We start from the raw sequence: 20,771 nt of genomic DNA, 5'->3' as shown, positions 1-20,771 counted from the left end.
GGGCGATGGCCACGCGGGGTCCGGCGAACCCGCGCGCGGCTCTATACATCGCGGTCTTCATGCAGGTCGTCAAAGCTCCAGTGATCGAAAAGCGAGGGATCAAAGGGCTTGGAACAGGGTAACGACCAGGGCGGTGGGCAGGGCGGCGATCAGAACGGTGCTGACAAAAGCAGCGCCGACCTTGTCGAGCCACATCGAGGTGTTCATCGTATGCATTGTGGTTCTCCGTCTTTCGTGTTTGGGCGATTATCGCCGTTTGGATTTGTTAGCCGCATGATCGTTCCCGGTTTTCCGGAAGTCCTGAACGCTGCGACCTCGTTCCTGACGATCAATAGATAGGCCGTGCGGGCGAAAAAGGCACGTTACATATCGTTTAACGATATTAAACTTTGGCAATAGACTGTTTCAGGAGCGTGATCGACGATGAATCTCAAGCTTATCAAAGGGATGCGGATCGTCGTGGCGACGCATAACGCCGGCAAGGTTCCCGAAATCTCGGCGCTGCTCGGCGGAAATTACGAACTCGTCACCGCCGGCCAGCTGAACCTGCCCGAACCCGACGAAACGGAGAGCACATTCACCGGCAACGCCATGCTGAAGGCGCGCCACGCGGCGGAACTGTCGGGCGAGGTTTCGCTGGCCGACGATTCCGGCCTGTCGGTCGCGGCGCTGGATGGCGCGCCGGGCATCTTCTCTGCGCGCTGGGCCGGGCCGGGCAAGGATTTCGCCGTCGCCATGAAGAAGGTCGAGGAGCGGCTGGAAGAGATCGGCGCGACAGACCGCACCGCCTGGTTCACCTCGGCCCTGGCGGTCGCCTGGCCGGACGGCCCCTGTGTGGTGGTGCAGGGCGAGGTTCACGGCCAGCTGACCTTCCCCCCACGCGGCGATCGCGGCTTCGGCTACGACCCGCTCTTCATTCCGAATGGGGGCGATCAGACCTTTGGCGAGATGGAGCCGGCGGCCAAGGACGCCATCAGCCACCGCACCGTCGCCTTCGCCAAGCTGAGAGCCGCCCTGATTGACTGATCCGCTTGATCCGGGATCGGACGTCGGCCTCTACGTCCACTGGCCCTATTGCGCGCGCATTTGCCCCTACTGCGACTTCAACGTCGTGCGCGATCGCGGGCGCACCGAGGAACAGGCCGGGCTGGTCGAGGCGATCCTGACCGATCTGCGCGCACAGAGAAATCTCACGGGCTCGCGACGCCTGGCCTCAATCTTCTTCGGAGGCGGCACGCCGTCGCTGATGGCGCCCGACGCCGTCGCGCGAATCGTGGCGGCGGCCCGCGACCTGTTCCCGCCCGCCGGCGACATCGAGATCACGCTGGAGGCCAATCCCACGGATGCCGAGGCCGGCCGGTTCGCCGCCCTGGCCGACGCCGGGATCAACCGCCTGTCGATGGGGGTTCAGGCGCTGGACGACGCCGCCCTGCGTTTTCTGGGTCGCGACCATGCGGCGGCCGAGGCCCTGCGCGCGGTCGATCTGGCCCGCCGCGCCTTCGACCGTCTGTCCATCGACCTGATCTACGCCCGCCCGGACCAGACGCCTGAAGATTGGGCCGCCGAATTGACGGCGGCGCTGGCGCTCGGGTTCGAACACGTCTCGCCCTATCAGCTGACCATAGAGCCGACGACCGCCTTTGGCCGAGCCTTCGCACGGGGAACCCTGACCCCGCCTGACGAGGACCGGGCCGCCTCGCTGTACGAAACCACCCAGGATGTCCTCTCGGCCGCCGGCTTCGAAGCCTATGAGGTGTCCAACCACGCGCGCGGTCCCGCCGCCCGGTCGTCGCACAATCTGCATGTCTGGCGCGGCGGCGACTATCTGGGACTTGGCCCCGGCGCCCATGGCCGGCTGACGTTGGACGGCGTCAGGAGCGCGACCGTCGCCCACCGCCGCATCGCCGATTATGTGGCGGGCGTCTCGGGCCTCACGCCTTGGTCCGAGCGCGACGCCCAGACCCCAGTCGACGCCGCTGAAGAACGTTTGCTGCTGGCCCTGCGCACCACCGAAGGCGCGCCTGTCGCCCTGCTGTCGGCGCTCGGCCTGTCGGCTGAATGCGCGCCGGTCGCGGACCTGATCGCCGACGGATTCCTGATGCTGAAGGCCGAGCGACTGATCGCAACCGAGCGCGGCCGACCTGTGCTGGATGGCGTGCTGAAGGCGCTGCTGACCTAGGCCTTCTTCAGCCCCAGCATCCCCAGCCAGCCGCCGCTGGTCAGCAAAGCGACATCCAGCAGGGCCAGCGGCAGGGGCGTCGAAACCGGCGCGGCGATGAAGCGCGAACGCCAGTCCGGGCCGAACTTGGCCTTGTAGCTGCGCAGACCCTGGAAGCCGTAGAGCGCCCCGCCCTCTTCGAACACCAGGGCGCCGACGCGGGCGAACACCGGCGCGATGCGACGATCCTCCAGCCCGGCCAGCGGCGCCATGCCCAGGTCGAAGCTGGCCAAGCCCTCGGCCTTGGCCCACTGGGCGCAGCGAATGAACAGATAGTCCATCACCCCATGCGGCGCGTCCGGCCGATGGCGCATCAGATCCACCGCCGCTTCGTCCGGCGAGGTCAGCAGATTGGCGAAGGCGACGATGCGGCCGCCCTCCTTGACCACCGCCAGCGGCGTCAGGTCCAGATAGTCGACGTCGAAGCGCCCCAAGGAGAAGGATTTCTCCGAGCCCTCGTGCATGGCCAGCCAGGCGTCCGAAATCTCGCGCAGCTCTTCTGCGATCGTAGCAGCCGAACCAGGCGGCAAAACCTCGAATGAGGAGCCCTCACGCTCGGCGCGATTGATGGCTGTGCGAAGGTTCTGCTTGCCCTTACCCTCGATGGAGAAGCGGTGGGCGTCGATCACCGCCGTCTCGCCGACCTTGCGCACCGCCAGCCCCATGGTCGCAAGATCGCCCAGCACCTCTTCGCTGACCGAATAGAAGACCGCCGCCCCGCCGTAGCTGTCGGCCATTTCGGCGAAGGACCACAGCAACTCAAGCCGTTCGCTCTTTAGCCCCGCCGGTTCGCCCATGGCGATCCAGCGCCGCCCCCGCACGCGATAGGCCAGAAAGCTGGAACCTGATGGGCTGAACATCAGCGCCTTGTCGCCCAACATGGCCAGCCAGGCCTCGGGCGTGGCCGTATCGGCCGTCTGCAGCGCCTGGAGCGCGCGATTGATGTCGGTCTTGCTGGCCGGGCCGTGACTGTGGGCGCCGGGTGAGCTCAACAGCGAGCGGCCGGCCACCACCAGCGTCAGGATCGCCAGAACCAGCCCGGCCCGCAGGAAGCCGGACGCCTGGCGATCACTGAGGAAGCGCCACCACAACTCGTCATTATAGGCCACGTCGCGATAGGCGAAGAAGCCCAGCCACAGCATGGCCGCCACCACCGCCGTCAACAGCAACAGCCAGCTCGGCCGCAGCGGCTCGCTGAGCCGCGAGCGTCGGTTGAAGGCCGTACGGCACGGCGCCAGGAGCGCGGCGACGACCAGCAGATCCGTCGCCTGTTCCCAATCCAGCCCCTTCAGCACCGAAAACACCGCCCCGGCCGCCAGGACCAGCAGGGCGGCCCAATAGGCGCCGCGCCGACGCCGCCATAGACCCGCCGACAAGAGCAGAAGCAGAAATCCGGCGATGCTGCCGACAAAGTGCGACAGGTCGATCAGGATGGGAGAGACGACGCCTGTCAGCTGGCGCAGCCGGCTGTCGAACTCGGGCGTGACCGCAGAGGCCAGCATCAGCGCGCCTGCGCCAAAGGCCAGCACCGCAAAGATCTGAGGCGTCAGTTCGAAGGCCAGGCCCGCCAGTCGGCGGATCAGACCGGATGTGTGCCGGGGGCGGCTGGACAAACGTGGCCTCTCGAATCGCGGATCGCCCGAACATAGACCAAGAATCGTCCAACCGGGGCGCTGCCAAGGTCATTTCGGGGCATACGAAACAATCCGTAACAGAGCGAGTATATAGGGGTGCGGGCGTCGGGCCCGTGCAACTGGGGATGACCCATGACCATCAAGACCGCTCTTCTGGCTGGCGCCGCCGCCGCCTTCATGACCGCCGCGCCGGCTCTGGCGCAAGAAACTACGCCCGCTCCCGCAGCCGCGCCTTCCGCCGCTGCGTCTTCGCAGCAATCGCTGTCGCTGAACCCCGGATCGAGCGTTTCCGGTCCTGATGGCGAGCTGGGCAAGCTGGAAGGCGTTCAGAACAATGCCGAAGGCAAGCAGGAACTCACCGTTCGCGGCGCCGACGGCCAACTTCGCGCCGTGCCGCTGAGCGGCATCCGTCAGGAAGGCACCGGCGTCGTGGTGGCCTACACCAAGGCCGAGTTTGACGCCGCCGCTCCGATCGCCGGCGCCCCGGCGGCCCCCGCCGCTGATCCGGCAGCCGCGCCCGCGCCGACCGCGGAACCTGCCGCTGAGCCGACCGATCCGGCGACCACGGAACCGGCGACCACGGAACCGGCGACCCCGGCTCCGGACAGCGCCTCGCCGGCTCCGACCGAGCCGCAGTAAGTCAGTCTTCCAAGGCTGAATGATAAAGGGCGGTCGGATTTCCCGGCCGCCCTTTCGTCTGTTCGCAACCCAGCGGCGACAGTGGCTCAGCAAAAAGGGCAGCTCGTAAGAGCCGCCCTTTTCGTTATCGACCTACTGTCGGATCAAGCGCGACGCTTGACCAGTCCCAGAAGGAACAGCAGCAGGCAGGCGCCCAGAAACGCCACGATCAGGGTGACGAAGTTGAAGCCGCCAACCGGCGTGCCGAAGATGTTGTTCGAGATGAAGCCGCCGAGCAGAGCGCCGATGACGCCGACGATCAGGTTCGTCAGCAGGCCGTGATTGCGACCCATGACCTTTTCAGCCAGCCAGCCGGCGACGATGCCTATGACGAGCCAACCAATGATTCCGAGACCCATGCTGTGGTTCCTTCCTTTAAAAGCCAAGCTGTTGCAGTAAATGCGGCTCGGGCCATACGGTTGCGTCATCGTTCAAAGCTTGCCGCAATAAGGTCGAATTCGCCCGTGACGCGATCCGGCACGGCGATTGCCGTGATTGACGTGTGTCGTCCCGCATCGGGACAGACGTTGAGACGAGGATCACCGTCATGGCCGACGACATCGACCTTCATCTGGGCCGCCGCCTGCGCCGCCGTCGCCGCCTGCTGGGCCTGACCCAGCAGCAGTTGGCCGTCCAGGTCGGCATCCGCTTTCAGCAGATCCAGAAGTACGAATGCGGCGCCAACCGCATCTCCGCCGCGCGCCTGTGGCAGTTGGCCGAGGCGCTGGAAACGCCGATCGCCTATTTCTACGATGGCCTGGCCGAGGCGATGGAGGCCGACGCACCGACGCCCAAGGGCGGCGAAGTCTTTTCGCGCAAGGAAACGCTGGATCTGATCCAGGCCTACTATCAGTTGGACGAACGGCCCCGCCGGCGTTTGCTGGACCTGGCCAGGTCCCTGCATGCGGGCGACGCAGCCGCTGCCTGATCTGCGCGTCTCCCCGATCTGCACGTCTCAAGGGGCGCCCATTCCGGCGAAAGCGCGGTAAGGGAATCCCATGACCGAATACGAAGCCTTCGCCATCGAACTGGCGCGCGAAGCCGCGCGCGTGACCCTGCCCTTCTTCCGCTCGGACATCGGGCATGAGGACAAGGGCGGCGCGGCCGGCTTCGATCCCGTCACAGAGGCCGACAAACAGGCTGAGGCCGCCATTCGCCGCCTGATCGCCGCCCGCTATCCCGACCACGGCGTCATCGGCGAGGAGTATGGCGAGGATCGGCCGGACGCGGAGCACGTCTGGGTGCTGGATCCCATCGACGGCACGCGCGCCTTCATTTCGGGTCTGCCGCTGTGGACGACCCTGATCGCCCTTCGCACGGCCGGCAAGCCGACCGTCGGCGTCATCGCCCAGCCCTATCTGGATGAAATCTTCATCGGCGGCCCGTCCGGCGCGCGCCTGTTGCGCGGCGATACCGAGACGCCGCTGGCCGTGCGGTCCTGTGAGACGCTGACCGACGCCGTGATTTCGACCACGGACCCCGACATCTTCAACGGTGCCGAACTGGGCGCCTGGACCCAAGTGCGCGCGACCGCCCGCCTGGCGCGCCTGGGCTGCGACGCCTACGCCTACGCCATGGTGGCGGCGGGCAAGATGGATCTGGTCGCCGAGACCAGCCTGAAGCCCTGGGACTGGTCGGCCCTCGTACCCGTCATCGAGGCGGCGGGCGGCAAGGTCGTGAACTGGCGCGGCGCAGCGCCGGACGACAGGGGTCAGGTCCTCGCCGTCGGCGATGCGCGTCTGATCGACCAGGCCCTGGTGACGCTGAAACGCGCGGCCGCATGAAGCTCTCACCTGGCGCATATTGACGCAGGTCGAGAGACGGCGTCAGGGTGCGAACGGTTGAGGGGACGGATTTCGATGACTGGGCAGTCCAAACTGGTTGTCGGCGTCGACGTGCCCTGGGTCACGAGTTGGAGCGGCGAAGAGATTACGGGCGCCGCGCCATGCCGAACCGTCGGCGGCCGTCTCGCCCTGATGCAGGCCAGTGCGCCCGGCGCCGGCAAGCCGCAATATTCGAAGAACCATCTGGTCCGACAGCGCCTCACCGTCGCGCGCATGCTGTGCCCGATGTGCGGCGAGCCGACCCAGGAGGGCGATCGCTGGACCCAGATCGCCGCGCGACGTTGCGCCGGTCAGCTCAGGGCGCGCGGCGGTCAGGTTCGAGCGGACATCGCCGACGACCGCGTGATGATCGACGCCGGCTCAATCGCGCCCCTGCACCGTCGCTGCGTCGACCGCTCGATGAAATACTGCCCGCACCTGCGCGCCAGCGACGATGTGATGGTCATGCGCTTCCCGCGCGCATGGATCGTCCTGCCGCTGCTGATCAAGGCCGAGACCGGCCCCGGCGTCGCCGTCGCCTTCCTGCAGCTATGCGGCGTCACCCAGACGATCGACCGACGCTGGCGCGCCGAGGGTCTTACAAGAGTTTGACTGGTTCAATCCCGCGCCCGCGGTCCACAAGGTGGCGATACAATCGCTTATGGAGCGGGACGAAGATGGATCGGCGCCTCATGTTAAAGGCCGCGCTGGGGGCTGCGGTGACACCGGCGATAAGTAGCGCAGCGTGGGCGGCCGAACCCGATCACGACGTCACCTTCCTAAACGATTTTGATGAGTTGTGGGAAACTCTACGGGATCGTTACTGCTTCTTTTCGGACAAGCGCACGGACTGGAATCGAGTCCGGTCCCTCTATCGCCCCTTGGCGCGATCGGCGGAGTCTGACGACGCTTTCGGCGAGGTCCTGCGTCGCACCCTGGCCGAACTCTACGATCCCCATACCTCGCTAGCGGATCCGCCCGCCGGCTCTCCAAGATTGCCGATTTCCGATCTGATCGCCGATTGGCGCAACGGTCAGGCCGTGGTGACCGCCATTGATGAGGACAGCGTGGCGTCTGAGGTGGGCCTTCGTCTCGGCGACGTGATCCTGACCGTGGACGACCGCCCGGTCGCGGCTGCGGCCCACGATCTGCTGCCGAAATGCCTGAGCCGGCCGGATCAGGCGGCCCAGGCCTATGCCCTGAACAGCGCCGTCGCCGGCCGTCGCGGTCAGCCGCGTCGCTATCAGGTGGCGACCGGATCAGCCGCGCCGCGCGACCTGCTTCTTCCGATCCGCCAATCTGCGCCCAAGCCGAATGTCGAATGGCGCAGGCTGGACGACGGCGTCGGCTATGTCGCCATCCGCAGCTTTGCGGACGATGCGGTGACGGAAAGCTTTGATCAAGCCTTGGCCCAGTTCCGCGACGCGCCTGGCCTCATCATCGACGTGCGTGACAACGGAGGCGGCGATACCGCCATCGCGCGCCCTATCATGGGCCGGTTCATCAACGAGACGAAGCCCTACGCGCTGATGCGGCGGCGGCAGGGGCGAGGCCTCGGCGACTTCTGGACCGAGACGGTCGAGCCGCGCGGGCCGTTTACCTACGCCCGCCCGGTCGTCGTCCTGACGAACCATTGGAGCGGCAGCATGGCCGAGGGTTTTCCCATGGGCATGCGGGGGCTGGGTCGCGCCACGGTCGTCGGCACGCCCATGATGGGGCTGGGCGCGGCGGTCTTTCCCATCACCCTCGACCGCACCGGCCTCAAAGCCCAGTATTCCGCCGAACCCGTCTATGACGTGAAAGGCCAGCCCCGTTGGCTGATGCAGCCGGACGTGGCTGTGCCCGAAGCCGAGGACATTCTGGCGGCGGGCCGTCGCGTTCTGGCCACCGCGACAGCCGCCTAGCCGACCGACGACGTCTCCGCCGTCACGTCCGCAGTCCTCGCCGATGAAACGGTGACCGCGTCGGCCGCAGGGGCGACCAGATCGGCCATGGCGTCGAATTCGTTCAGGAAGACCGCGCGCAGGTCGTCGGCCTCCATGATGACCTCGTGCTTGGCGCCGGCGACCTCGACGTAGCGGCCGCGCGGGATGCGTTTGGCGGCCCATTGGTTGGTCTGTTTCCACACCACGTTGTCGGCGCTGGCCTGGACGATCACGACCGGCGCCTTGACCGCCTTCAGGGCCTTGGGCTTCAGCGCGCGCTCGCCGGCGTCCAGCGCAAAGGCCAGCCAGCCATAGGTGGGACCGCCGATGGCCAGGTGCGGGCAGGCGTAAAGCTGCTGACGCCACATCTCATAGCGGGTCTCGTCCGAGGTCAGGGCGTCTTCGGCGAAGTTGTGGTCGAAGGGATCGTCGGGGTCGCCCAGGATATAGTCGCCGGCCTGGCCGTGGCGAATGTTCCAGCGCACCACCAGCTTGACCGACCACATCGACCGCTTGCCGGTCTTGATCCGCAGCATGGGGCTGGACAGAACCGCGCCGGCGAACCGGTCCTCGCCGCTCTCCAGCGACAGCAGGTTCAGGCACGCGCCCATCGAGTGACCGACCATAATCCAGGGCTTGGGGCACTGGTCCTCATAGGCGTTCAGCAGGCGGTTGTAGTCGTCCAGAAACTCCTCGACCGCACGGGCGTGACCCTTCAGCCGGTCGGGCAGCAGGCGGGCCGACAGCCCCTGGCCGCGCCAGTCGTGGGTCAGCACGCACCAGCCGCGCGCCAGGAAGTTGCCGATCACCTCATAGTATTTTTCGATCGGCTCGGTGCGGCCGGGGCTGAGCACCACGGTGCCGCGCACCTTGTCCGCAGCGAGATGAGACGGCTTCCACAGCCCGGCGCGCAGGCGCATTCCGCCCGCGCCGCGAAACCAGTCGCCCTTTCCGCCGGGCGGCGGGGCGGCGCCGGGAACCCCCATCAACGGGGCGTTGGCGGCGAAGGCTTGGGCGCGGTTCACTCGGGCTTCCTGAACTTCAAGGTCATGCGATCGCTCTCGCCGATCGCGTCGTATTTGGATCGATCGAAGGCCGGGTCCGCCGGTTCGCCGCGCGGCGCCGTCAGGCGCGTGGGCGCCAGGGTGTCGACGCCGAACGGGTGATCCTTGGTGTCTTCCGGATTGGCGTTGATCTCGGACGCCTCGACGAAGACGAAGCCCGCCTCGGCCGCCAACTGGCGCACGAAGGCTTCCTGGACATAGCCGTTGGCCGCGACCGGATCCTGATCCTCCGCTGGGGACAGTCGATGTTGCTCGACACCCAGGATGCCGCCGGGGCGCAGGGCGGCGAAGGCGTCGGCGAAGGCCTTTTCCGCAATGCCCGCCGCCATCCAGCCATGCAGGGTTCGCATGAACAGGCACATCTCGGCCGTGCCCGCTGCGATTACCGGACCGGACCCCGCGCCGAAGACCGAAAACTGCGGTTCTCCATAGAGCTTCTTGTCGCTGGAGAACCGCGTGCGGAAGGCGGTGTTCAGCACGGCCTGGGCCGGATCGGCGGTCGGTCCTTCTGGGAACAGGGCGGCGACATAGATTCCCGCCCCCTTGGCCAGATAGGGGGCCAGGATTTCGGTGTACCAGCCGCTGCCGGGCCAGAACTCCACCACCGTCATCTTGGGTTGAAGGCCGAAGAACCGCAGCGTCTCCATCGGGTGACGAAAGGCGTCACGCGCCTTGTCCTGGGCCGAGCGCCACGATCCCTCAACTGCCCATTCCAGCGAGCCTTCCGGCGGCCCGGCAGATGTTGGCGGCGCAGCGGGCGCCTTTGCGGCCTCGTCCTTACGCCCGCAAGCCGCCACGCCGGTCAGCCCCAGCGCCGCAGCGCCGCTCAGCAGAAACCGACGCGACAATCCGCTCGCGCTCGCCAGACGATCAGCCATTCAAAACCTCCGCAGGACGCCGGGACCCGCATCCGACGCACCCTGACGCCTTGGGCTTAATCGGGTTCGCAGGTCCGGTCAAAACGCAAGACGGCCTATTCGGGCTTGCGGAAACGCAGGGTCATCCGATCGCTCTCGCCGATGGCGTCGAAGGCGGCGCGTTCCTCGGGCGTCAGAGTGCGGCCGGACGGATCGTTGCGCGCGGCCGACTGGCGGATCGGCGGCAGGGTCCAGACCCCGAACGGGTGATCGTGGTCGTCCTTGGGATTGGCGTTCAGTTCGCTGCGCGCCTCCAGCACGAAGCCGGCGTTGCGCGCCTCATGGATCACATAGCTTTCAGGCACATAGCCGGTGGAGGCGACGTCAGCGACATTCAGACCCTCCGCGCTGCGGTGCTGTTCGACGGCCAGCACGCCGCCGGGCTTCAAGGCCTTGAAGAAGGCCTGCAGATACGGCTGGGTCCGGCCGTCGCGCGACCAGTTGTGGAAGGCGCGGGCCACCAGGATGAAGTCGGCGGTTCCATCCGCCACGCCCATGCTTTCCAGCGGGCGATTGACCGGCACATAACGCCCGCCGGTCGCCGCCGCATAGGGTTCGAGGATGTGCCGCCACCAGCTGGCGCCGCCCGGCTCGATCTCCACCACCGTCATGCCCGGCGTCAGACCCCAGAAGGTCAGGGATTCATACGGATGACGATAGACGTCGCGCGCCCGGTCGGCGGCGGGCCGGGTCTCGGCCGCGATGGCGGTCTGCAAGGCCGTGTCGTCGGAGAAGGTCGGCATGGCGCTGGACAGGGCCGAACGCGGCGGCGTCCACGCGCCCTGGGTCTGGGGCGACTGTTGGGCCAGGGCGGGGGCGGCGGACAGCAGGACGGCGGCGAGGCCGTAGACGGCAAGGCGCATGATCGAGGGCTCCAGGTTCAGGTCGTTCTCCATAGGCAGACGGGCCGCCCGCGCAAATGAACTTCACGAGACACAGGCGGATTTGACGCAAGCAAAATCGTGCGGGCGGCGCCCTTGACGCCGTTTCGCCGGTTCCCATCTTTGCTTCCGAGGACGCCGATTTCGGGTTCTCCAGACTGACGGCGCCGGTTTCGGGTCGTCGATCTGATCCCCTACCGCCCGGGCCAAAACGCCGGGCGGCTCAACCTTGCTGATCCTCAGGAGGATGCTGATGCGTACCTATGATTTCACCCCGCTGTACCGTTCGGCCGTCGGCTTCGACCGTCTGGCCAATCTGCTGGAAAACGCCTCGCGCGCGACCAGCCAGGATACGGGTTATCCCCCCTACAACATCGAGACCACGGGCGAGAACGCCTATCGCATCGAGATCGCCGTCGCCGGCTTCAGCCCCGACGAGCTGAACATCGAGGTGAAGGAAAACCTGCTCACCGTGACCGGCCGCAAGACCGCCAACGACGATACGGCGACGCAGAAGACCTATCTGCATCGCGGCCTGGCCGAGCGCGATTTCGAGCGCCGTTTCCAGCTGGCCGACTATGTCGTCGTCAACGACGCCAATCTGGTCAACGGTCTGCTGTCGATCTCGCTGAAGCGCGAACTGCCCGAGGCGCTGAAGCCCCGCCGTGTCGAGATCGGCGCCAGCCAGCCGCTGATCGAAGGCCAGGCCGAGAAGAAGGCTGCAGCGGCCTAAGCCGTTTCAAGGCCAACTATGAAAGGGCGGCGTTCGCGTCGCCCTTTTTCTATGCCGCCAAGTGCGAGAAGGCGGCGACGACCTGTTCATACACCGGGCGTTTGAACGGCACGATCAGGTCGCAGGCGTCCGACAGCGGCCCCCAGCGCCAGGCGTCAAACTCGACTTCGCCGTCGGCCGCCAGATCGATCTCGGCTTCGTCGCCGGTGAAGCGGAAGGCGAACCATCGCTGCTTCTGACCCTTGAAACCGCGCCAGGCCTTGGCGTTGTTCATGGCTTCGGGCGGGAAGTCGTACAGGATCCAGTCGTCCGTCCGCGCCAGCAGTTCGATCGAGGTGACGCCGGTCTCCTCATGCAGTTCGCGGCGGGCGGCCGCTTCCAGATCCTCTCCGGCATCGACGCCGCCTTGCGGGAACTGCCAGTTATGCGGGCCGGGCGTGGCGTGGCGCTGGCCGTACCACACCAGGCCCTCGCGGTTGAACAGCACGACCCCGACATTGGGCCGATAGGCGTCGAGATCGGACACTAGCGCCCCGGCCGCATCGACATGGACGAGGCCGGCGCCAGTTGCAGGCCGCGCTGTTCCAGACCGGCGGTCCAGCGGGCGGCGGCCTCGACCGTCACCGGATAGCTGAAGCCGGCCCCCAGGGCCGAACCGCGTAGCTTGGCCTGGGCTTCCAGACCATTCAGGGCGGCGACGATGGCGGCGGGCGACTGGGTCCGGTCGATGACGCGATCCGCGCTGGCCCGCGCCCAAGCGCCCGGTCGACGCTGGAACGAGCCGTCGTCCAGGAAGGCGACGCCGCGCTGGCGCAGGACGCTCAGGAAGGCGTTCATGCCCGTGTCCGAGCCGGCGAAACGGTCGCCAAGATAGTTGGTCACGCCGAAATAGCCGGTGGCGCGGCTCAGCAGCCAGTCCATCTTGGCGGTCACGTCGTCGGCGCCGCCGTCGGCCAGCAGCGTATAGGGGCCGGGGTCGTTGTCGGGATAGCCGGTCGGCTCCATCGGCATTTCCAGCATGACCTCATGGCCCTGCGCGCGCGCCTGGTCGATCCAGCCCTGCAGATTGTCGGCATAGGGCACGAAGCTGAGCGTGACCTCCGGCGGCAACCGTTCGATGGCCGCGCGGGTGGTGACGGCGTTCAGGCCCAAGCCGCCAACGATCAACGACACGCGCGGCTTGCCGTTCGGTCGGAAAGGTCGGGCATAGGCCTGGGCCGGCACGCGGCCGTCGGGCGCGATCATCGGCAGGGGACCGTTGGATCCGGGCTGCGACAGGCCGGCGATGGGGGCCTTGGCCAAGGGCGAGGCGGCGTGGACCGGCGCCGTGATGGGCGCGCCCTGACCCGAGACGCTGCCGCCGTCCGGCAGGGTGATGACGGCGTCGCCGCCCGCAGCCGGATCAGCGCCGCCCGCCAGATTTTGATACAGCCCCATCGCGCCCATGGAGAAGGCTTCGAAGCCCGTCGGCGCCGGCGCTTGCGCTGCGGGTGCCTCGCGTTCCAGCGCGACATGGGCCGACGGTGTTCCCGCCTTGGGATCACCCAGCACCGTCAGGAACAGGGCGCTGGTGCTGAGCAGCAGCAAGCCTGCCAGACCAGCCGCGACCGGCGGCCTCCTCAGGGCGTCGACGACAGGCTTCAGGCTCGGGCCGTCCTTGGCGCGCGGGGCGGTCCCGGCGGTGGCGGCGAGTGCGGATTGGCGTTTGGCGAACATGGGCAAGAGTGGAACCGATCTGGAATCCTACGCCCGCATCATCGGGCGCCGTCGGTTAAGAAACCCTAACGGGCGGTTCACCATGATCGCCGCGGTGATTTCCGGGAGCGGCTGTCACGGATCGTGCGTTGACGCGGGCGACTTTGCCCTTCCAGATGCCGACCTCCCCGCGCCGACCCAGAGCGGTCCCAGGATATTTGAGATGATGAGCCCCGCCGCCGACGACGCCCTGCGTGACGAGGTCCGACTGCTCGGCGGCATTCTGGGCGACATCATCCGCGACGAGGGCGGTCAGGCCCTGTTCGACCATGTCGAGGCGGTGCGACAGGCTTCGATCGCCTATCACCGCGACCCGGCCTCGCACCCCGCCAAGCGGCTGGAGAAGCTGCTGACCGCCATGTCGGTGGATCAGGCGGCCGGTCTGGCGCACGGCTTTGCCCTATTCTCTCTGCTGGCCAATATCGCCGAGGACCGCTCGACCCGCCGCCGCGCCCAGAGCCAGGCCGAGGCCGGCGCCCGGCCCGACACGCCCGAAGGCGCGCTGAAGCGTCTGGCCGATCAAGGCGTGGACCGCGAGGCCGTGCGCGCCCTACTGGATCAGTCGCTGATTTCGCCCGTCCTGACCGCCCACCCGTCGGAGGTCCGGCGCAAGAGCGTCATCGACCGCATCGCCGCCATCACCGACCTGCTGGACGCCTGCGACAAGGCCGGCGACGCCTGCACCCTGGACGCCATCGCAGAACCGCTGCGCCGCCAGATCGTCATCCTGTGGGCCACGCGCCTGGTCCGCACCCAGGGCCTGGTGGTGCAGGACGAGATCGACACCGTCGTCTCCTTCCTGGACCGCATCTTCCTGCACGTCGCGCCAAAGCAGTTGTCGGCTTGGCGGCGATTGCTGGAGGCGCCCGAGCTGAAGCCCTTCATGCGCGTCGGCACCTGGGTCGGCGGCGACCGCGACGGCAATCCCAACGTGGACGCCACGGTGATGGCCGCCGCCTTCCGCACCCAGGCGCGGGCCGTGCTGACCTTCTATCTGGACGAGGTGCACGCCCTGGGCGCCGAACTCAGCCTCGCGGCCGAACTGGCCCAGGTGTCGCCCGCGCTTCAGGCCCTGGCCGACGCCGCCCACGACCCCTCGCCCCACCGCGCGGACGAGCCCTATCGCCGCGCCCTGACCGGCGTCTATGCCCGCCTCGCCGCCACGCACGAGAAGCTGGGCGACGCCCCCCCGCCCCGTCGCCCCGCGGTCAAGGCCGAACCCTATCCGGGGCCCGACGCCTTCGAAGCCGATCTGAAGACGCTTCACGACAGCCTGGTGTCGCACCACGGCGGCGTCTTCGCCGACGACCGGCTCAGCGATCTGATCACGGCGGTCGAGGTGTTTGGCTTCCACATGGCGACCTTGGACATGCGCCAGAACGCCGACGTCCATGAACGTGTTGTCGCCGACCTGCTGAAGGTCGCGGGCGTCGAACTCAACTATCTGGCGCTGGACGAAGAAGGCCGCCTGAAGGTGCTGGCCGCCGAACTGGCCTCGTCGCGCCTGCTGTTCAGCCCCTATGCCGACTATGAGCCGGAAACGCTGAAGGAACGCGCCATCCTTCAGGCCGCCGCGACAGCGCTCGCCGCCTTCGGCCCGCAGGCCATCCGCACTCATATCGTGTCCAAGACCGACGCGGCTTCCGACCTGCTGGAAGTCTATCTGCTGCTCAAGGAGGTCGGTCTCTACCGACCCGAAGACCCCGCCGCCTGCCCGATCCAGGCCGCGCCTCTGTTCGAGACCATCGAAGACCTTCGCGCCGCGCGCCCCACCCTGGAGCGGCTGTTGCAGGAGCCGTCGGCCCTCGCAGTCGCCAAGGCGCGAGGCGTGCAGGAGGTGATGATCGGCTATTCTGACTCGAACAAGGACGGCTCCTACCTGACCTCGGGCTGGGAGTTGCACGAGGCTTCGCGCGCCCTGGTCGAGGTGACGCAGAAGCATGGGCTGAAGCTGCAACTGTTCCATGGGCGCGGCGGCACGGTCGGGCGCGGGGGTGGTTCGTCCTTCGCCGGCGTCCTGGCCCAGCCTGAAGGCACGGTCCAGGGCCGCATCCGCACCACCGAGCAGGGCGAGGTCATCGCCAACAAATACGGCGAGCCGGAAATCGCGCTTCGCAATCTGGACGCCCTGACCTGCGGCGCCATGCTGGCCTCGCTGGGCAAGGGCACCGATCACGCCTTCACCGCCAAACACGGCGCGACCCTGTCGGACCTGTCGGCGCGTTCGATGGCCGCCTATCGCAAGCTGGTCTATGAGACCGACGGCTTCGTCGACTACTACCGCGCCGCCACCCCCATCGCCGAGATCGCCGATCTGAAGATCGGCTCGCGCCCGTCGTCGCGCACCGCCTCGACGCGGATCGAGGATCTGCGGGCCATTCCCTGGGTGTTCAGCTGGTCGCAAAGCCGGGTCATGCTGCCCGGCTGGTTCGGCTTCGGCTCGGCGGTGCAGGGCAAGGACATGGGCGAGCTGAAGGCGATGGCCGAGGCCTGGCCCTTCTTTAAGACCCTGGTCCAGAACATGGAGATGGTCATGGCCAAGTCCGACATGACCATCGCCCGCCGGTACGCCACCCTGGTCCCCGACGCCTCTCTGGCGTCGCGCATCTATGGTGAAATCCGCGAGGAGTGGCAGCGCACCCACGACGCCATCTTGGCCGTCACCGGCCATGACGCCCTGCTGGGCGGCCAGCCCGAGTTGGACCGGCTGATCCGGCTGCGCATGCCCTATGTCGAGCCACTGAACCACGTCCAGATCGAACTGATCCGCCGCCGCCGCGCAGGCGACGACGACCCCCGCGTCCGCGAGGGCATCCTTCTGGCCATCAACGGCGTGGCGGCAGGCCTGCGAAACAGCGGCTGACTACAGCCACTTCGTCCGTTTGAACGTCACATACAGCGCCGCGCAGATGGCCGCGATTACGCCCAGGACCGCATAGTATCCGTATTCCCAGCGCAGCTCGGGCATGTGCTCGAAGTTCATGCCGTAGATGCCGGCGATGGCCGTCGGCACGGCCAGGATGGCGGCCCAGGCGGCCAGCTTGCGCGTGATCAGGCCCTGACGCTGCTGCTCCAGCAGGTTGGCCACTTCGAACACCGACGACAGGATGTCGTTCAATCCCCCGAGCCGGCTGTTCACCCGCCGCACGTGGTCGCCCACGTCGCGGAAATAGGGCCGAACGTCCGGATCGATACAGGGCAGGTCCAGCGACTGGAGCCGTCCCAGCACCTCTTCCATCGGCCCCAGGATGCGCCGAAACTTCAGCAGCTCGCGGCGAAGGGTGAAGAGCCGGCGGATTTCCAGGCGTGACAGAAAAGCGTCCAGCGTGCGTTGCTCCATCTCCAGAACGCTGTCCTCGACATCGTCGACGATGGGGGCATAGGCGTCGACGATGAAATCCAGAATGCCGTGCAGGACGAAATCGGGACCCTTCTTGAGCTGCAAGGGCGAGGCTTCCAGCTGTGTGCGCAAATGGTTGTGGGCGCGGGCCGAGCCGTGACGGATGCTGACCACATGGTCGTCGCCGACGAAGACGTGCGTTTCGCCATAGGCCAGCCGGTCATCGATCTTCATCGCTGTGCGCGCCACCACGAACAGTTCGCGACCATAGACCTCGACCTTGGGCATCTGGTGCGCCGCCAGGGCGTCCTCGACCGCCAGCGGATGCAGCTTGAACCGTTCCACCAGGACGTCGATCTCGGCGTCCGTCGGATCGTACAGCCCCACCCAGACGAACTCGCCCGGCTCCAGCGCCAACCCCTCGGGCGTCAGCGGCGCCTCTCGCACGCGCTGGCCGTCACGATAGACGTAGGAGGCGACGACGGTCATGCGGGGTTCCGGGATCTGCGCAGGTCTCGACCTGCTCTAGGCCAGGTTTCCGCCAAACGAAACGGCCGGCGGATCGCTCCGCCGGCCGTTAGGTTTACGAATGCGCTCAACTCGCGCGAAGCGCGGTAGCGCCCTTGATCAGGAAACCGGGAAGCCCCGGACCTTCAGCAGGGCCGCCACGTCCGGGTCGCGACCGCGGAAGGCGCGATAGGCTTCGGCGCGATCGGTGGTGTTGCCAGGGGCCAGCATGATCGACTTGAAGCGGCCGGCGATGTCCGGATTGAACACGTCGCCCGACTCTTCGAAATAGGCCCAGGTGTCGGCGTCCATCGTCTCGGACCACAGATAGCTGTAGTAGCCCGCCGAATAGGCGTCCGACGTGAACAGGTGATTGAACTGCGGCAGGCGGTGCCGCATCACGATCTCCTTGGGCATGCCGATTCGCGCCAAGCTGGCCTTTTCGAACGCGTCGATGTCGGTCGGCGGCACGGCCTGGGTGTGCAGGTCCATGTCGACGATGGCCGAGGACAGGTAGCTGACCGTCGCATAGCCCTGGTTGAAGGTGGCGGCGGCCTCGATCTTGTTGACCAGTTCGGCCGGCATGGCCGCGCCCGTCTGATAGTGCTTCAGATATCCGTCCAGGATCGGGCGGCTCAGCACCCAGTGCTCGTGCACCTGCGACGGATATTCCACGAAGTCGCGCGGCGTATTGCCGTACGACGGATAGGTCACCACCGACGACAGATAGTGCAGGGCGTGGCCGAACTCGTGGAACAGGGTCTCGGCGTCGTCCAGCGAGATCAGCACGGGCTCGCCCGGCTCCGGCTTGGTGAAGTTGTTGTTGTTCGACGCCAGAATGACCTTGGCGCCGTCCAGCTGCGAGAAGGACCGGTAGGTGGTCATCCAGGCGCCCGAACGCTTGCCTGGGCGGGCGTAGTCGTCGGTGTAATACAGACCGATCAGGCGGCCGTCCCGGCTCTTGTCATAGACCTCGTAGGCCTCGACGTCGGGCTCGAAGGTCGGCACCGATCCCTTGGGCAGCTTCTTGAACTGGAAGCCGTACAGGCGCTCGGCCATGGCGAAGGAGCCGGCGCGGACCGCGTTCAGCTCAAAGTAGGGTTTCAGCTGGTTCTGATCCAGATCGTACTTGGCCTTACGCACCTTCTCGGCGAAGTAGAGGTAGTCCCACGGCTCGATGTCGAAACCGGCGATCGCCTTCATGTCCGCGACTTCCTCGGCGACGCGCGCCTTGGCCGGCGCCCAGACGCGATCCATCAGGGCCTGAGCATTGGCCGGGGTCTTGGCCATCGTGTCCTGCATGCGCAGTTCGGCGTGGTTGCGATAGCCCAAGAGCTTGGCGCGCTGGTCGCGCAGCTTCACGATCTCGGCGATGGTCGAGTTGGTGTCGTTGGCGTCGCCGTTGTCGCCGCGATTGACGAACTTCTTCCAGACCTGCTCGCGCAGGGCCCGGTCGTCAGCGAAGGTCAGGAAGGGATCGACCGCCGAACGCGTGTTCAGGATCGCCCAGCCTTGCAGATTGCGGCTGCGCGCGGCGCCGGCGGCGGCGGCCTTGTTCGAGGCCGGCAGGCCCGCCAGACCGGCTTCGTTCGGGATCAGGGTCCAGGCGTTCTCGTCGGCGACGACCTTCTGGCCAAAGCGGGTGAAAGCGTTGGACAGGGCGGTGTTGATCCGGCCCAGTTCGGCCTTGCCGGCCGCGTCCAGATTGGCGCCCGAACGGATGAAGGCGTCGCGGCGACGCTCGGCCAGACGCTTCTGCTGAGCGCTGAGGCCTGCTACGTCCGCGGTGTCGGCGACGGTCTTGACCCGTTGGAACAACTTCTCGTTGAAGGTGATCTCGTCCGAAGCAGCCGACAGCAGCGGCGACAGCTCGGTGTCGACCGCGTCATAGGCTTCGCCGCCGATGTTGGAGGTCATCACGCCATAGACGTTGGACGCCCGGTCCAGCGGCTCGCCGGCCAGCTCCAGCGCCGCCATGGTGTTGGCGAAGGTCGGGGCCTCCGGGTTGTTCGCGATGGCGGCGATGTCTGCGCGTTGCAGTTCGATGCCTTCCAGCATGGCTTCGCGCAGTTTGGCCGGCGTCACCTTGTCGAAGGGCGGAACGCCATCATACTCCCCGGTCCAGGCCTGCAGCAGCTCGGCGCGCGGCGTCTGGCTGGGCAGGACGGCGCGGGCGATGCGCGCTTCCTCGGCGACGCTGGCGGCGGACGGCGCCGCAGCAGACCCGCCCGAGGTCGCGCCTGTGGAAGCGCAGGCCGACAGGGCCATCAGGCTGCCGCCCGCGATGAGAAGCTGGCGTCTATGCATGGAATGCTCCGAAACAAGATCATGGTTGCGATACACTTAGGCGCACGAATCGCCCCCGTCACCTGACGCGGGGATAAACTTGTCGCCAATCCGGTTGGATACGTCGTCGCACTGTTCTAAAGCCGGGCCATGGCTATTGGCGTTTTCGACTCCGGCGTGGGCGGCCTGACTGTCCATCGCGAACTGACCCGACGCTTCCCCCAGCGGGACTTCGTCTATCTGGCCGATCAGGCCCACGCCCCCTATGGCGGGCGCGGCGGCGAAGACATCGTCGAACTGACGAAAACCGGCTGCGAGCGGCTGTTCGACGCCGGGGCCTCCGTCGTCGTCCTGGCCTGCAACACCGCCAGCGCCATTGCGCTTCGCCGTCTGCAACAGACTTGGCTGCCGGGTCTGCGCGAGCGTCTTGGCCGCCCGGTCAATATCCTCGGCATCATCGTCCCGACCATCGAGGCGGCGACCGGCAAGCCCTGGAGCTTCGAGGCCGAGCGCCCGCAGGAGGGCGAGAAGGTCGCCTCCATCGACATCACCGGCGTCTTCTGCACCGCCGCCACCGCTATCAGCCGCGTCTATGAGATCGAGATCGACAAGCGGCGCGAGGACATCGCCGTCTTTTCCGAGCCCTGCCCCGGCCTGGCGGGTCTGATCGAGCTGGGCGCGCCGCCGGAGGAGCTGAAGGTGGTGATCGACGACCACGTCGATGCGCTGCGTCGCCGCATCGGCCGCCACCCGGACAAGGCCATCCTGGGCTGCACCCACTATGAGATCGTCGCCGAACTGTTCGCCCAGGCTCTGCCGGCCGGCACCGTTCTGATCGAACAGCCGACGGCGGTGGCTGACGCGCTGGAGCGCTATTTCAAGGCGCACCCCGAATACGATCTGGGCGACAGCGGGCGTCGCGACTTCCTGACCACCGGCCAGGCCGGGCCGCAGTCGGAACTGGTGTCCCAATTCTGGGGCGCGCCGGTGACGTTCGAACAGGCCTAAGG

The 20,771-nt window shown here is 67.1% G+C and carries 19 protein-coding genes; 10 read left to right on the top strand and 9 right to left on the bottom strand.

Annotation, left to right across the window (positions count from 1 at the left end):
• Nucleotides 1-423: 423 nt before the first annotated feature.
• The gene (gene rdgB / locus QRN13_RS00790; protein ID WP_271042428.1) at nt 424-1,026 is read left to right on the top strand and encodes an RdgB/HAM1 family non-canonical purine NTP pyrophosphatase; all 603 of its coding nucleotides are present in this window, start codon (nt 424-426) and stop codon (nt 1,024-1,026) included.
• On the top strand, nt 1,019-2,179 hold the full coding sequence (hemW, locus tag QRN13_RS00785) for a radical SAM family heme chaperone HemW (protein ID WP_284876458.1): 1,161 nt from the start codon (nt 1,019-1,021) through the stop codon (nt 2,177-2,179). Before rdgB ends, hemW begins: the two co-directional genes overlap by 8 nt.
• On the opposite strand, the gene QRN13_RS00780 is transcribed toward hemW, so the two are convergent.
• Nucleotides 2,176-3,831, bottom strand: coding sequence for a GNAT family N-acetyltransferase (locus tag QRN13_RS00780; protein ID WP_284876457.1), 1,656 nt, complete (start codon nt 3,829-3,831; stop codon nt 2,176-2,178). The two genes, hemW and QRN13_RS00780, sit on opposite strands and share 4 nt — an antisense overlap.
• A gap of 153 nt (nt 3,832-3,984) precedes the next feature.
• Between QRN13_RS00780 and QRN13_RS00775 the strand changes: the two genes are divergently transcribed.
• Entirely contained in the window at nt 3,985-4,491 is a 507-nt protein-coding gene (locus QRN13_RS00775) for a hypothetical protein (RefSeq protein WP_284876456.1), read from the top strand.
• 143 nt (nt 4,492-4,634) lie between these two features.
• Here the strand turns inward: QRN13_RS00775 and QRN13_RS00770 are convergent, their stop codons facing one another.
• A complete protein-coding gene (locus QRN13_RS00770; protein WP_055754335.1) occupies nt 4,635-4,889 on the bottom strand; it encodes a GlsB/YeaQ/YmgE family stress response membrane protein in 255 nt (84 codons plus the stop codon).
• Nucleotides 4,890-5,077: 188 nt separating this feature from the next.
• Here QRN13_RS00770 and QRN13_RS00765 point away from each other — a divergent pair, with 188 nt between their 5' ends.
• The 4 genes from QRN13_RS00765 to QRN13_RS00750 all read left to right on the top strand — a co-directional run bounded on the left by QRN13_RS00765 (nt 5,078) and on the right by QRN13_RS00750 (nt 8,257).
• Nucleotides 5,078-5,458, top strand: coding sequence for a helix-turn-helix domain-containing protein (locus tag QRN13_RS00765; RefSeq protein WP_284876455.1), 381 nt, complete (start codon nt 5,078-5,080; stop codon nt 5,456-5,458).
• 70 nt (nt 5,459-5,528) lie between these two features.
• Complete coding sequence (gene hisN / locus QRN13_RS00760) at nt 5,529-6,314, top strand: histidinol-phosphatase (protein ID WP_284876454.1); 786 nt, start codon at nt 5,529-5,531, stop codon at nt 6,312-6,314.
• A 75-nt stretch (nt 6,315-6,389) separates the two neighbouring features.
• Nucleotides 6,390-6,965, top strand: a complete 576-nt coding sequence (locus tag QRN13_RS00755) for a hypothetical protein (protein ID WP_284876453.1) — start codon at nt 6,390-6,392, stop codon at nt 6,963-6,965.
• 65 nt (nt 6,966-7,030) lie between these two features.
• On the top strand, nt 7,031-8,257 hold the full coding sequence (locus QRN13_RS00750) for a S41 family peptidase (RefSeq protein ID WP_284876452.1): 1,227 nt from the start codon (nt 7,031-7,033) through the stop codon (nt 8,255-8,257).
• Here the strand turns inward: QRN13_RS00750 and QRN13_RS00745 are convergent.
• From QRN13_RS00745 to QRN13_RS00735, 3 genes are all read right to left on the bottom strand, one after another.
• Nucleotides 8,254-9,303 (bottom strand): alpha/beta fold hydrolase, encoded by a 1,050-nt coding sequence (locus QRN13_RS00745; RefSeq protein WP_284876451.1) that lies wholly within the window; start codon nt 9,301-9,303, stop codon nt 8,254-8,256. The genes QRN13_RS00750 and QRN13_RS00745 overlap by 4 nt on opposite strands.
• Complete coding sequence (locus tag QRN13_RS00740; protein WP_284876450.1) at nt 9,300-10,220, bottom strand: class I SAM-dependent methyltransferase; 921 nt, start codon at nt 10,218-10,220, stop codon at nt 9,300-9,302. The genes QRN13_RS00745 and QRN13_RS00740 overlap by 4 nt, the downstream gene beginning before the upstream one ends.
• Nucleotides 10,221-10,315: 95 nt before the next feature.
• Complete coding sequence (locus tag QRN13_RS00735) at nt 10,316-11,122, bottom strand: class I SAM-dependent methyltransferase (protein WP_284876449.1); 807 nt, start codon at nt 11,120-11,122, stop codon at nt 10,316-10,318.
• A gap of 271 nt (nt 11,123-11,393) precedes the next feature.
• Between QRN13_RS00735 and QRN13_RS00730 the strand changes: the two genes are divergently transcribed.
• Nucleotides 11,394-11,873: an Hsp20 family protein gene (locus QRN13_RS00730; protein ID WP_284876448.1), complete on the top strand. Its 480-nt coding sequence runs from the start codon at nt 11,394-11,396 to the stop codon at nt 11,871-11,873.
• A gap of 49 nt (nt 11,874-11,922) precedes the next feature.
• Here QRN13_RS00730 and QRN13_RS00725 read toward each other — a convergent pair whose 3' ends face one another.
• Together QRN13_RS00725 and QRN13_RS00720 are read right to left on the bottom strand one after the other, a co-directional pair.
• A complete protein-coding gene (locus QRN13_RS00725; protein WP_284876447.1) occupies nt 11,923-12,399 on the bottom strand; it encodes an RNA pyrophosphohydrolase in 477 nt (158 codons plus the stop codon).
• Entirely contained in the window at nt 12,399-13,589 is a 1,191-nt protein-coding gene (locus tag QRN13_RS00720) for a divergent polysaccharide deacetylase family protein (RefSeq protein ID WP_284876446.1), read from the bottom strand. Before QRN13_RS00720 ends, QRN13_RS00725 begins: the two co-directional genes overlap by 1 nt.
• A 202-nt stretch (nt 13,590-13,791) precedes the next feature.
• Between QRN13_RS00720 and ppc the strand changes: the two genes are divergently transcribed.
• Nucleotides 13,792-16,491, top strand: a complete 2,700-nt coding sequence (gene ppc / locus QRN13_RS00715) for a phosphoenolpyruvate carboxylase (protein WP_350224828.1) — start codon at nt 13,792-13,794, stop codon at nt 16,489-16,491.
• Here ppc and QRN13_RS00710 read toward each other — a convergent pair whose 3' ends face one another.
• Both QRN13_RS00710 and QRN13_RS00705 read right to left on the bottom strand, forming a co-directional pair.
• The gene (locus tag QRN13_RS00710; protein WP_055807418.1) at nt 16,492-17,457 is read right to left on the bottom strand and encodes a magnesium and cobalt transport protein CorA; all 966 of its coding nucleotides are present in this window, start codon (nt 17,455-17,457) and stop codon (nt 16,492-16,494) included.
• A gap of 138 nt (nt 17,458-17,595) precedes the next feature.
• Complete coding sequence (locus QRN13_RS00705) at nt 17,596-19,782, bottom strand: M3 family metallopeptidase (RefSeq protein ID WP_284876445.1); 2,187 nt, start codon at nt 19,780-19,782, stop codon at nt 17,596-17,598.
• A gap of 129 nt (nt 19,783-19,911) precedes the next feature.
• On the opposite strand from QRN13_RS00705, the gene QRN13_RS00700 reads away from it, so the two are divergent.
• A complete protein-coding gene (locus QRN13_RS00700; protein ID WP_045809950.1) occupies nt 19,912-20,769 on the top strand; it encodes a glutamate racemase in 858 nt (285 codons plus the stop codon).
• The last annotated feature ends 2 nt before the right edge of the window (nt 20,770-20,771 follow it).

This window comes from Brevundimonas sp. MEB006b (assembly GCF_030209705.1).
GTDB lineage: Bacteria > Pseudomonadota > Alphaproteobacteria > Caulobacterales > Caulobacteraceae > Brevundimonas.
This window is presented reverse-complemented; position numbering and strand designations above follow the sequence as displayed.